This is a genomic window from Streptomyces sp. NPDC087787 (assembly GCF_044743035.1).
Taxonomy (GTDB): Bacteria; Actinomycetota; Actinomycetes; order Streptomycetales; family Streptomycetaceae; genus Streptomyces.
In genome coordinates this window covers 221,062-233,198 of record NZ_JBIUVQ010000009.1, presented here as the reverse complement: position 1 = coordinate 233,198, position 12,137 = coordinate 221,062, and the positions used below count along the sequence as shown (strand labels likewise).

Annotated in this window: 11 protein-coding genes and 1 pseudogene; 8 read left to right on the top strand and 4 right to left on the bottom strand. The window is 70.1% G+C overall.

Annotation, left to right across the window (positions count from 1 at the left end):
- The first annotated feature begins 5 nt into the window (after nt 1–5).
- Entirely contained in the window at nt 6–2,186 is a 2,181-nt protein-coding gene (locus ACIOWN_RS17140; RefSeq protein WP_401982633.1) for a phosphotransferase, read from the top strand.
- Nucleotides 2,187–2,301: 115 nt separating this feature from the next.
- On the opposite strand, the gene ACIOWN_RS17135 is transcribed toward ACIOWN_RS17140, so the two are convergent.
- Nucleotides 2,302–2,934, bottom strand: coding sequence for a hypothetical protein (locus tag ACIOWN_RS17135; RefSeq protein WP_362345874.1), 633 nt, complete (start codon nt 2,932–2,934; stop codon nt 2,302–2,304).
- Nucleotides 2,935–3,230: 296 nt separating this feature from the next.
- Here ACIOWN_RS17135 and ACIOWN_RS17130 point away from each other — a divergent pair, with 296 nt between their 5' ends.
- A complete protein-coding gene (locus ACIOWN_RS17130; RefSeq protein WP_401982656.1) occupies nt 3,231–4,028 on the top strand; it encodes a DUF4158 domain-containing protein in 798 nt (265 codons plus the stop codon).
- A pseudogene (locus ACIOWN_RS17125) lies at nt 4,015–5,508 on the top strand (Tn3 family transposase); the annotation flags it as partial. The gene ACIOWN_RS17130 and the pseudogene ACIOWN_RS17125, both read left to right, overlap by 14 nt.
- 47 nt (nt 5,509–5,555) lie before the next feature.
- Here ACIOWN_RS17125 and ACIOWN_RS17120 read toward each other — a convergent pair.
- Both ACIOWN_RS17120 and ACIOWN_RS17115 read right to left on the bottom strand, forming a co-directional pair.
- Nucleotides 5,556–6,272, bottom strand: a complete 717-nt coding sequence (locus ACIOWN_RS17120; RefSeq protein WP_362345872.1) for an SDR family oxidoreductase — start codon at nt 6,270–6,272, stop codon at nt 5,556–5,558.
- A gap of 1 nt (nt 6,273) precedes the next feature.
- Nucleotides 6,274–6,690, bottom strand: coding sequence for a carboxymuconolactone decarboxylase family protein (locus ACIOWN_RS17115; protein WP_362345871.1), 417 nt, complete (start codon nt 6,688–6,690; stop codon nt 6,274–6,276).
- Between the two features lie 174 nt (nt 6,691–6,864).
- On the opposite strand from ACIOWN_RS17115, the gene ACIOWN_RS17110 reads away from it, so the two are divergent.
- From ACIOWN_RS17110 to ACIOWN_RS17090, 5 genes are all read left to right on the top strand, one after another.
- Nucleotides 6,865–7,242 (top strand): MerR family transcriptional regulator, encoded by a 378-nt coding sequence (locus ACIOWN_RS17110; protein ID WP_358738282.1) that lies wholly within the window; start codon nt 6,865–6,867, stop codon nt 7,240–7,242.
- Between the two features lie 356 nt (nt 7,243–7,598).
- A complete protein-coding gene (locus ACIOWN_RS17105; RefSeq protein ID WP_401982630.1) occupies nt 7,599–8,477 on the top strand; it encodes a recombinase family protein in 879 nt (292 codons plus the stop codon).
- Between the two features lie 176 nt (nt 8,478–8,653).
- Nucleotides 8,654–9,184 (top strand): helix-turn-helix domain-containing protein, encoded by a 531-nt coding sequence (locus ACIOWN_RS17100; protein WP_401982629.1) that lies wholly within the window; start codon nt 8,654–8,656, stop codon nt 9,182–9,184.
- Between the two features lie 113 nt (nt 9,185–9,297).
- On the top strand, nt 9,298–9,978 hold the full coding sequence (locus ACIOWN_RS17095; RefSeq protein WP_362345863.1) for a hypothetical protein: 681 nt from the start codon (nt 9,298–9,300) through the stop codon (nt 9,976–9,978).
- A gap of 144 nt (nt 9,979–10,122) precedes the next feature.
- Nucleotides 10,123–10,467, top strand: a complete 345-nt coding sequence (locus ACIOWN_RS17090; RefSeq protein ID WP_362346002.1) for a DUF2516 family protein — start codon at nt 10,123–10,125, stop codon at nt 10,465–10,467.
- Between the two features lie 36 nt (nt 10,468–10,503).
- Here the strand turns inward: ACIOWN_RS17090 and ACIOWN_RS17085 are convergent, their stop codons facing one another.
- Nucleotides 10,504–11,832, bottom strand: coding sequence for a fused response regulator/phosphatase (locus ACIOWN_RS17085; protein ID WP_362345861.1), 1,329 nt, complete (start codon nt 11,830–11,832; stop codon nt 10,504–10,506).
- Between the last annotated feature and the right edge of the window lie 305 nt (nt 11,833–12,137).

Genomic DNA, 12,137 nt, shown 5'->3' with positions numbered 1-12,137 from the left:
CGGCCGTGGGCGCACCTCCTGCCCGTCCCTTTCTCGGGGAACACGCCCTCCGCGACGTCAGGGCGTTCGTGCGGCTCGCCGCCAGGCTGGGCCGGGCGAGCGGCGGTCATCACCACCAGAACCACGTCATGCCGCTGACGGAGCGTATGGCGCGGCTGCTCGGCGGGGAGGCCGGCGCGTCGGTGACCGTGCGCGTCCGCCGGGCCCAGGTGCTGCCCGTGGTGATCAGGACCTGGGAGAACGAGGGCGACATCCTCGACACCGTCACAGGCGTGCTGCCCCACATTCCGAAGTGCCTGGTCCGGCAGGAGTCCTTCGCGATCCACAGCCATGTCGAGGGTGTTCCGCTCTCCAGCGTCTGCGGCAACGGGAAGCCGGTCGACACACTGCTGGTCAAGGCGCTGGCGGAACTGCTCGCCCGGACGACCCGGGTCCGCAGGGAGGTGGTGCCCCCGCTGCCGCCCGAGTGGCCGCGCAACGAGAAGGACAGCCAGGCGTTCCTGCAGACGCTGGCGCGGCTCGCGGACCGGCAGATCAGGCAGGCCAACTGGCAGGACTTCGGCGGGCTGTTCGCGGCCCTGGGCATCCCCGAGGACGCCCTGGTCCGACTGGCCGAGCGCGTGCCCGCGATGGCCAGGCGGCCGTACAGCCTGCTCCACGCCGACCTGCACCGGGACAACCTGATCATGTCGTACGACGGTGATCCGGCGCTCGTCTGCGTCGACTGGGAACTGGCGACCTACGGTGATCCGCTGCACGACCTCGCGACGCACCTGGTCCGCATGCGGTATCCGGATCACCAGTGGCACGAGGTGATCGACGCCTGGGCCGAGGCCATGAGCCGCGTCCGTCCCGCCTCGGTCAACGGCCTGGGCAAGGATCTGAGGCACTACGTCGCCTTCGAGCGGGCGCAGTCCGTCTACCCGGACGTGATGCGGGCGGCGAAGGCCCTGGAGGACGCGCCCGACCAGAGGAGCCTGGACGAGGCGACGGCGTCCGTGCGGCGGGCGCTGGAGGCCGCCGCCGAACCGCTCGGACTCAGGAACGTTCCGGACACCGCGCAGATCGAACGCATCCTCTTCCGCCGGAGGGCCTCCCGGTCGGCGGGGCGCACCGGCGGTGCGAGGCGGGCCGCGGAGACGGTGTCCTGGTCGTGGGACCCGCGCCTTCGGGAGCGGCCCGACTTCCCCGACTCCGCGATCCGCCACGCGCTGCTCGCCGAGGGCACTGCCCCGGCCCGGTGGGTGCTCAAGGGCACCGCCCACCTCAACTCGGTGGTCCGGGTGCCCGAGTCGGACGTTCCGGTGGTGGTACGCCGCAAGGTGGCGAACGTCTGCCGCCGCGAGCCGAGCTTCCTCAGCGAGCATGCCGTGCTGCGGGCCATCGAGCGGTCCGGCGTCCCGGTGGCGGCGCCGAAGGTCCTCGCCCTGGGCCGCAGCCACCGGGGGGAGCCCTGCGCCATCCACACGTACGCCGGCCCCGACGACCCCGACCGCCCGCCCAGCCATCCGGAGCACGGCCTGCGACCGCACGAGGCGGACGCGCTCGTCGACCAGTTGTGCGCGCTGACCGGCGTGGACTACCGGGAACTCGACCCGGTCGCGGGCAAGGAGGCCTTCTTCACCTGGCTGTGCGACCAACTGGTGATCCTGGTGGACAAGCTGCCCAAGGAGTCGCGGCAGCTGGCCCGGTTCCTCGGCCTGCCCGGCGCGTCCCGGCTCGGGCAGATCCTCTCCCGCTTCCGGGTCGGCTCCCGCCGTCCGTCACTCCTGCACGGCGACCTGAACCCGTGGAACCTCGTACGCCGCGAGGACGCGCTCGCCCTCACCGTCATCGACTGGGAGATGGCCCTGATCGGCGACCCGCTGTACGACCTGGTCCGGCACATGCACCTCACGCCGACGCGCCCGGAGATCCGCGAACGCATGTTCAGCCGCTGGGAGCGCCGCCTGCCCGCCGAGTACACGGCCGGCTGGCGGCAGGACTGGCGCGTGTACCACCGGCTGGAGACCGTCCGCTCCGCCTACGTGGACCTGGACCGCCTGGTGACCGGCGCCGGCCTGGACGCCCCCAACGTCCGCCGAGCCGTCGACTCCTACGCGATGACCCTCGCGGCGGCCACGGGCTTCCTCGGCCTGACGGTCCGCGCCACGGCGAACCCGCATCTGGCCCGGGCTCTGGCCTGAGGAGACCCCGACAGGGCAGGCAGCGGTCTCCCGCCAGGCGCTGCGGGTGGCAGGCGGCCTCATCCGATTCCGGGGAGTCCCAGTGGACCCCGTAGGTGCGATGCCGTCGGGCCCATTACTCGCGAGGGGCGGTGGTCAGCGGGAATCCTCCCCGGCCGCCGCCCCGCATGTCCTCCATGTCGAGCGGGTCCGCGTCGGCCCGGATGGCGTGGATATCGAACCCTCCCCGGCCCGCGGGGGCGTCCTCGGCGGCGCTGATCCGGTACTCCACGGTGCGGGTGCCATGGGCGGGCAGGTCCCGCGCACCGGAGGCGCCGGTCAACGGCTGGTAGTCGTTGACCACGACCAGCTCGACGGGGTGCCAGTCGCCATCGGGGGCCTCACGTCGTTCCACCGTCAGCCTGGGCGGCCGCTCGCCCGCGTAGTTCCACTCGACCTGCGCGGAGAGCGCGATGTCGCGGAGTGCCTTGCCGGTGGTGTTGCAGAGCTTGACGAGGACGGTCTGCGGTTCGCCGCCGGGGTGGACGGTGATGCCTTCGCGCGGGCCGGCGACCGTTGTGATCAGGTAGCCGTTGGTCCTGTCGCCGGCGGTGAGCTCTGGACAGGGCTTGCCCTGGAAGGCCGCGAAGCCGGGGTTTTCCTTGTCCCCGTCTGCCGAGGCCGACAGCCCCTCGCAGGCGGTGGTGAAGAAAATCACCGCTCCTGCGGCGGCGACGGCGGATCTGGCCCAGCGCCTGTCTGCGTGCATGGACGCCCCCTCTCGTGGATCCCTGGTTGATGATCATGATGCCTGAGGGCCGCTCGTGCTCCTCGACCAGTCGGTGGCAGAGCCGGGTGACCGTGTGCCGCTGCCTGGGGTGTGACCCAGATACGCGTCAAAGGGGCAATGAATTGATCTTGAAGCCCTGAGCGCCCGGTCCGTCACCCGTTCGGATCGGCGTCGTTGGTGGTGATGTTGACCTTCGTCTTGGGGCCTGGGGTGGGTTGTGACCTCGATCGAGCGGACCGCGTATCCGCGGTTCAAGCGGCTGATCCGCACATGAGCTGCATCTGTTCTTCTCGCCGACTCGCGATGAGCTGGAGTGGGCGGCCGGGGCGACGGACGGGGACGAGCATCTTCTGGCCCTGTTGCTGATGCTGAAGTCGTATCAGCGCATGGGGTGTTTCCCGGCGCTGGAGGATGTGCCGGAGCAGGTGGTGGAGTTCGTGCGGCGGCAGGTGGAGCTGCCGGAGGGCACGCTGCCGGTATACCGGGCGGAGCGGACCGCCAAGCACCACCGGGGCCTGGTGCGCAAGCGGGTCGGAGTGGCGTACGACCAGGCAGAGGCCCGGCGGATCGCCGAGCAGGCGATCCGCAAGGAGGCCGCGGCGAAGAACCGGCCGGCAGACCTGATCAACATCGCGCTGGAGAAGGTCGTGGAGGCCGGTCTGGAGCTGCCCGGCTTCTCCACGTTCGACAAGATGTGCCTCGAAGATCCGCACCGAGGTGAACGCCTCGAACTGCGCGGGCATCCACGACCGCATGAGCCCCCTTCAGCGCACCGAGCTGCTGCGGCTGCTGGAGGAGCGCGACGCGGACGGCACGACGCTGTTCAACCGGCTGAAGAAGCCCGCCAAGGGGCCGAGCTGGTCGCACTTCAAGAACCTGACCCGGCGCATGGAGTGGCTGGACGGCCTCGGCGACAGCGCGGTGTGGATGGACGGCGTTGCCGCACGGAAGATCACCGACTTCGCCGGGGAGGCGGATGCCGGGGACGCGCCGGCGCTTCGGGACTACACGCCCGTCAAGCGCCTCGCGCTGATCGCGTGCCTGGTCCACAAGGCCAGGATGCGCGTCCGTGACGACCTGGCGACGATGTTCTGCAAGCGCGTCGCCACGAAGATCAAGAAGGCCAGGATGGAGCTGGAGGAGATCCGGCTCGCCGAGCGGGAGATCACCGAGGCCCTCATCGGGAACTACCGCACCGTGCTCAAGGACATCGACACCGACGGCCCGGCCCAGCTGGCGCTCGTGAAGGCCGTGGAGATGACCGCCGAGACCAGGGCGGCCCTTGAGGGGCTGGACGAGGAGGCGTCGGCCGACGAGGTGGTCCGGCGCCTGGGCGGGAAAGTCTCCCCGGCCCTGCTCGCCTTCGCCAAGGCCCTGGTCGTGCAGGCCGGGGGCCTGGCCGCGGTGACGAAAACGGTGGAGGGCTTCGGCGGGTTCGCCCAGCAGTACGAGCAGATCGAGAAGGTCTCCGCCCACCACGGCAACCTCTGGGAGCCGCTGCTGTACGGGCAGATCGGCCGGGACCGGGCGGTGATGTTCGACCTGGCCGAGAAGCTTCAGTTCACCGCCACCTCGGAGGACGGCCGGGTGCTGGACGCGCTCGCGCACGCGAAGCGGCACCAGGGCGCCCGCGGCGAGTACATCACCGCCTTCGACGAGGAGGGCAAGGAGGTGGGCATCTCCTTCGCCACCCAGAACTGGCGCAAGGTGGTGGTCGACAAGACCCGCACCGGGCAGTACGTCCGCAAGCACTTCGAGGCGATGGTCTTCACCTACCTGGCCGAGGAACTGCGCTGCGGCGACGTCGCGGTTCTCGGCTCGGAGGAGTACGCCGACTGGTCCGAGCTGCTTCAGTGGGAGGCCGTCCAGGACAAGCTGGCCGACTACCTGGTGGAGGTCGGGCTGTGCGAGCCGGGCGAGACCGCCGAGTTCGACGCGCGGTTCTTCCGCCGGCAGTTGGAGGACAAGCTCCGCGACGCCGCCGCGGCGGTGGACGCCGGGTACCCGGACAACGAGGGTCTGGTCATCGACCCAGAGACGGGAATCCCGTCGCTGAAGCCGCACCGCGCGGAGGGGCTCACGCCCTCGGCGAAGCGGCTGGAGCAGGAGATCAAAGCTCGGATGCCGGAGCGCACGCTGATCGGGATTCTGTCGAGGACCGCCTACTGGGTGGAGTGGTGGCGCCGCTTCGGCCCGGCTTCCGGCAACGAGCCGAAGCTGGACGACCCGTTCGGCCGCTACATCATCACGACCTTCGTGAAAGGCACCAACATGGGCCCGTACGAGGCCGCCCACCACATCCCCGGAGTGAGCGGGCATGAGCTGTCGTACACGGCGAACCGGCACTTCTCGATCGTGCTGCTGAACGAGGCGATCGCCGACCTGGTCAATGCGCACGCCCGCCTGGACATCTCGCAGGCGTGGGGCGACGGCACCACGGTGGCGGCCGACGCTCAGCTCTTCGGGCGTCCTGGCACCATTCGCGGGCAGGGCCGCAGTGCGTATCCGCAGGCGAGGGTGGTGGCCCTGGCCGAGTGCGGCACCCATGCCGTGTGTGGCGTGCCCGTGCCGGCACGCCACACACCTGTGGTCGGCTTTTTCTAGCCGGCCAGTGCGGTGAGCACGGCGTTGGGTTCGCTGGTGAGTGCGGCCTTGACGGTTCGGCTCCAGTCGTCGACGAGTACTTCGATCTGATTGTTCTCGATCCCGTCGAGGCTGAAGCGTGCGACGTCGGCGGGGTCGATCTTGGGTCCCTCGTACCCGGCGCTGATATCGGTGTCGGCCGCTCCCAGATGCACGCCCTGGACCAGGACACCCGCGGGGGCGAGCTCGAGACGCAGGCTGTTGGTCAGGCTCCATTCGGCTGCTTTGGCCGCGGAGTAGGCACCGGAGCCGGGGTAGGAGAACCACGACAGCGCGGACAGGATGTTGGCCATCGCGCCCTGGTGCGCCCGTAGTGCGGGGGCGAACGCCCGGGCCATGGAGAGGGTCCCGAACACGTGTGTCTCGATCTCGCGCCTGACGGTGTCGACGTCGGCCTTGAGGAGGGGCTGGGAGGTGGAGATCCCGGCGTTGTTGATCAACACCGACACGTCTTCGGCCCGGTGTGCTGCCGCCTCGACCGCGTCGGTGTCGGTGATGTCCAGGCGCACGAGCTCGACGCGTGGGTCCTCACGCATCTCCTGGTCGGCGGCATCCGGGTTGCGGATGCCGGCGTAGACCTTGCGCACGTCACGAGCGAGGAGCTCGGCGACGAACCGGCGGCCGATACCGCGGTTCGCGCCCGTGACCAGGGCGGTCTGTCCTGCGAGCTCCATTTCAGGCCTCCTGGCCGGCGGCCTCGCGGGCGGCGAAGACCTCGGCCGCGGCGAAGAACCCGTTGAGAGCGGCGGGGAACCCGGCGTAGACGGCCATCTGGGTGACGGTCTCGATGATCTCTTCCTTGGTCCAGCCGACGTTCATCGCGCTGTCGACGTGGGTCTTGAGCTGGAGGTTCGCGGTGCCCATGGCGGTCAGCGCGGCCACGGTGATGAGCTCGCGCGTCTTGACGTCCAGGCCGGGGCGGGAGTGGATGTCGCCGAGCGTGAACTCGATGAGCAGGTCCGCGAACCCAGGGGCGATGCCCTCCAAAGCGTCGAAGGACCGCGCGCCGGCCGCGCCGTGGATCGACTCGTAGTAGGCGATGCCCTTCTTGTACCGCTCGCTCTTGCCGGTCAGGTCGATGCTGCCACTCATGATGTGTGCCTCCTCAGGCCGATTCGTTCTGCCCGGTCCCGTCTGCTCGTGCACCAGGGCACGAGAACGGGGCCGGGTGTGTGGTGGTCTTCGTTCTTGGAGCCGTCGCCTACGCTAGAACCTGACACTGATGTCAGAGACAAATCCGCCAAGGCGAATGTGACGGGAGACACGATGAGGATCGGGGAACTGGCGCATCGAGCCGGCGTCAGCGTGCGCTCGCTGCGTTACTACGAGCAGCAGGGGCTGCTGGACTCGGACCGCACCGCGGGCGGGCAGCGTACCTACGACGAGGGCGCGGTCGAGCGGGTTCAGCTCATCCAGCAGCTCTACGCCGCAGGCCTGCCCAGCCACACGATCGTCGATCTGCTGCCGTGTGTGTCTACGGGAATGGTCACCGGCAGCATGTACGACAAGATCCGGCACGAGCGCGACGCCATCCAGCAGCGCATCACCGAGCTGACCGCGGCACGCGACAAGCTCGACGGCGTCATCGAGCACGTCCTACGCGTCGGGATCTACGACGAACCGTCACCGCAAGCCGCCGGGTGACGAGCACGTCCTAGGCGGAGCCCGCGCAGCAGCGCAAGACCCTCGATCGAGCAGCGGGCTCGCACTGGCCCGTACGACGCTCAGAAGAGCACCGGGTCACCAATCCGTGTGTGGCGCGATGCCGTCCCGGTAGTCATCTCCACAACATAGTCCACAGCTCTGATCATCCGGTGCGACAACATGACTATGCGGAGGAGCGGAGCGTGACGGCCGTCACGCTCCGCGCTTGCGTAAATGAGTAGTTCTGAGAAACCGAAAACCCCGTCGAGCCGTGTCCGGTTTGCCCCTGATCTTCGCTCTCGCAACCTCTCGCAAAACGGCTTTCGCACAAAGACCCTCGCGATAGGTTTTGCGACATGCCAGAACCCCCCGAACCGGCCGCTGCAGTCGAACAGTACGACTGTCCGACCTGTGAGGTGCCCGCCGGAAGCACCTGCCGCACCCGCGGCGGCAAAGTCGCCCCGAAGTACCACATCCCCCGCTTCATGCTCGTCCCCCAGCTCCGCGCCGAGCTGGAGGTGAAGGCCCCCGCCGACCGCGGCCCCGGCCGCGCGTGGGAAATGGGCCCCGCCATCGACGCCGCAGCACACGAGACGGCTACCAAGCCCACCAGGGTGGGCTACGCGAGGTGCAGCACCGCCCAGCAAGAACTCCAGAGCCAGCTCGACGCGCTCGCCGAGGCCGGGTGCGACCCGGTCTTCTCCGAGAAGATCAGCACCCGTATCAAGGTACGACCGGAGTTCGTCAAGGCGATGGACTTCGTCCGCACCATCAAGAAGGCCGTCCCGCACCAACGGGTCATCCTCACCGTCCACGAGATGAAGCGCCTCGGCCGTGGCGCCGCCGAGCTGCTGGCCATCGCCGAGGACCTGCGCCACCACGACATCGAACTCGAACTCCTCACCGGCCCCCTCCAAGGCGTCTACGATCCGTCCGGGCACGGCGCCGCCCTGTTCGCCTTCTTCGCCGGCATGGCCGAGTCCGAGCGCGAATACATCCGGGAGAAGTCCCTCGAAGGCCAGGCGTCCGCCCGCGAACGCGGCCGGCACGGCGGGCGCCCCAAGGTCGTCGACGACGACATGGCCGCCTACGCCCGGTCCTTGCGGGCCAACGGGGTGCCCGTACCGCAGATCGCGCAGAAGCTCGTCATCACCTCGGGCAAGAACAAGGGCGAACACCCCTCGGTCGCCACCGTCTACCGCATCCTCGCCGAGGAAGCCGACAGCACCACGTGAGACCGGACGCCCGCCAGATCTTCAAGATCAGCTCGTTGCCCTTTGACGCGTATCTGGGTCACACCCCTGCCTGCTTCGTGAGGATGCTGCTCAGCCACACATTCGGTCACCGGTGGGGCTCACTCTTGCAAGCGGGGTGCTTGCAATTGTTAGCGGGGTGGGTGCAAGGTGGAGGCATGGCATCGCTCAACGTCGGCAATCTCGGTGAGTACCTGCGCGAGCAGCGGCGCAACGCGCAGTTGTCGTTGCGGCAGCTCGCCGATGCCGCCGGGGTGTCCAACCCGTACCTGAGCCAGATCGAGCGCGGGCTGCGCAAGCCGAGCGCGGAGGTGCTCCAGCAGGTCGCCAAGGCGCTGCGGATCTCCGCGGAGACGCTGTACGTGCGGGCCGGGATCCTCGACGCCGAGCGGGACCGGGACGACGTCGAGACACGCGCCGTCATCCTCTCCGACCCGTCGCTGAACGAGCGGCAGAAGCAGGTGCTGCTCCAGATCTACGAGTCCTTCCGCAAGGAGAACGGGTTCGGGACCGCCGAGACGGACGCCACCGGCGACACCGGTGGCCCCACCGGCCACGGCACCCGCGCGGCGGACGGCGGCGACGGCGCCGACCAGGGCTCCATACCTGTCCGGCCCGCCCCCGCCGGGCCAGGCCGTACCGGCACGTCCGGCGGCAGTGACGCCGATCCGCGGGAGGCGGCGGGCTGACATCAGTGATCCCAGCGATCCCACGGTCACGGCCCGTACGGGGCGGGCGTGCGGCCCGACCACCGCGGAAACCCACAACCCTCAGCCACAAGCGATCCGGGAGAACCAGCACCATGGCCATCACCGACGACCTGCGCAAGACCCTCAGTGACCCCACGCCGCTCTACTTCGCCGCGGGCACCGCGGACCTGGCCCTCCAGCAGGCCAAGAAGGTGCCCGCCCTGGTGGACCAGCTGCGCGCCGACGCCCCGGCCCGTATCGACGCGGTGCGCAACACCGACCCGAAGGCCGTCCAGGCGCGGGCCACCGCCCGGGCCAAGGAGGCCGGCATCCGTGTCAAGGAGACGCAGGAGACCCTCCAGACCAGGGTCACCGGCTTCCTGAACTACCTGGACAGCGACCTCAAGAAGCTCAGCACCAACCTCGACGCCGATCTCAAGAGGCTCGGCGAGAGCGCCCAGGACCTCGCCCTGCGCGGGGTCGGCGTCGCCGCCGAGTACGCGGTCAAGGCCCGCGAGACCTACGAGAAGGTCGCCGAGCACGGTGAGCAGGCCGTGCGGACCTGGCGCGGCCAGGCCGCCGACGGCATCGAGGACATCGCCGAGGAGGTCGAGGAACTCGCCGTCGCCGTCGAGCCCGAGCCGAAGGCGGAGCCGGTCGTGGTCAAGGAGGACGGACCCGTTGAGACCGGGGCCACGCCCATCACGGCCAAGAAGAACCACGGGAAGGGGAAGGGTCCGGCCATGCGCAAGACCCCGCCCACGGCGAAGAAGGCCACCCCGCCCACCCCGTAGGCGGCACGGGGCAGGCGGCGACACGCCGGATCGCTCACCCGTATGGGCGACAGGCGTCCGGGCCGGGCACCCTTGGGGTGTCCGGCCCGTTCTACGGGTACGGTGGCCGCGTAGGAATCGGGAGAGAACGGGGCGGTGGGCAACATGCTGATGCTGGGCTTCCAGGGGCTCCTGGGGATTCTGAAGATCGTCCTGATGGGCCTGGCCGCCTTCGGGCTGTTCGACGCCGCGTTCCGGCGCGAGGACGCCTTCCGCGCGGCCGACAAGCAGAACAAGGTGTTCTGGCTGATCATCCTGGGCATCGCGCTCGCCGTGAGCTACCTGTTCTCGATCTTCTCGTTCCTGCCGATCATCGGCGTCATCGCGAGCATCGTCTACATCGTCGACGTGCGGCCTGCGCTCAAGCAGGTCTCCGGCGGGAACGGATGGGGGCGCCGCCGCGGCAGCAGCAGCGACGGCCCGTACGGGCCCTACAACGGCGGCCGGTGAACCCCCGGGCCGACGACGGCCCCCGGCGCCGGCCGGCTACGGCTCCCGGTCCAGCAGGACCACGGCCACATCGTCGGTGAGCTCGCCGCCGTTGAGCCCGCGCACCTCGTTCACCGTCGCCCGCAGCAGCCCCTCCCCGCGCAGACCCTCGTCGAGCTGGCGGCGGACCACATCGACCATCCCGTCCTGACCCAGCCGCTCACCGCCCTCCCCGATCCGGCCCTCGATCAGACCGTCGGTGTAGAGCATCAGGCTCCACTCCGCGCCCAGCTGCACCTGCATCCGGGGCCAGCGGACGCCCGGCAGCAGACCGAGGGCGGGGCCGTTGTTCTCGTACGGCAGCAGCCGGGCGGGCCGGCCGGGAGTGATCACCAGCGGTGACGGGTGGCCGGCCAGGCACAGTCCCGCATGGCGCCCGTCGGGCGCTATGTCCACCGCGCACAGGGTCGCGAAGATCTCGTCGTCGGAGCGCTCGTGCTCAAGGACCTGCTGGAGCGTGCCCAGCAACTCGTCCCCGCACAGCCCTGCCAGGGTCAGCGCCCGCCAGGCGATACGCAGCTCCACACCCAGCGCCGCTTCGTCCGGGCCGTGCCCGGAGACGTCGCCGATCATGGCGTGCACGGTGCCGTCGGGCGTGCGGACGGCGTCGTAGAAGTCGCCGCCGAGCAGCGCGCGCGAGCGGCCGGGGCGGTAGCGGGCGGCGAAGCGCAGCGTGGACCCGTCCAGCAGGGGGGTCGGCAGCAGGCCGCGCTCCAGCCGGCGGTTCTCCTGCGCGCGCAGCCGTCCCTCGGCGAGCCTGCGCTCGGCCGAGTCGGAGCGCTTGCGCTCCACCGCGTACCGGATCGCACGGCTCAGCAGCCGCCCGTCCAGCTCGTCCCGGAAGAGGTAGTCCTGGGCGCCGACCCGCACCGCCTGGGCGGCGCGCTCGGCGTCACCGGAGGAGGTGAGCGCGAGGACGGCGTGCCGGGGCGCGAGTTCGAGTACGTGCCGGAGCACGGCGAGCTCGTCGTCGTCGCCCGCGGACCGGCCGGGCGCGGGCAGCGCGAGGTCCAGCAGAATGCAGTGGACGTCGTCGGTGAGCAGGCGCTCGGCCTCGGTGAGGTTGCGGGCCCTGCGCACGCGGATCGGCTTGCCGGACGCGTCGAGCAGTTCGGGCACCATCGGCGAGCCGACCGGGTCGTCCTCGATCAGCAGCAGCGTGAGCTGGGTGGTGTTGGCCGGCGTTGCGGCGCGGCTGTCCTTCTCGACCGTTGCTTCCTTACGCGGGGCCTGCGCTGCGGAGGTGCCGTCGCCGTGGGACGCGGTCTGTGCCTGGTCGCACTCCGCGGCCGGGACCGTCCTCTGCCGCGGTACGGGCACGGGCATTGTCCTGGGTTCCTTCCCTCCCCCCGAGGGCATGGCGGTTACCAAGGGACCTCGGGCCGCCGACGGGGACATTAGCGGTAGTCGGCGCCGCGGGGGAATGGTGTGAGGCGCGTCGCTACGGCTTTCGCCGCTGTCATATGCCGCGATCCCTACCGGAGTTGGACAGGGCGGCGCCGGGGCCGGAATGACGAAGGTCACGTCCCCTGTGGGTTTGGGGGGGCGGCCGGGGGTGCGATCGGTCACGTGGCCGGGGTCACCGGGGTCACCGGCGGAGCGGGGAAGGGGGGCGTCCGGCCCGCGGAGGC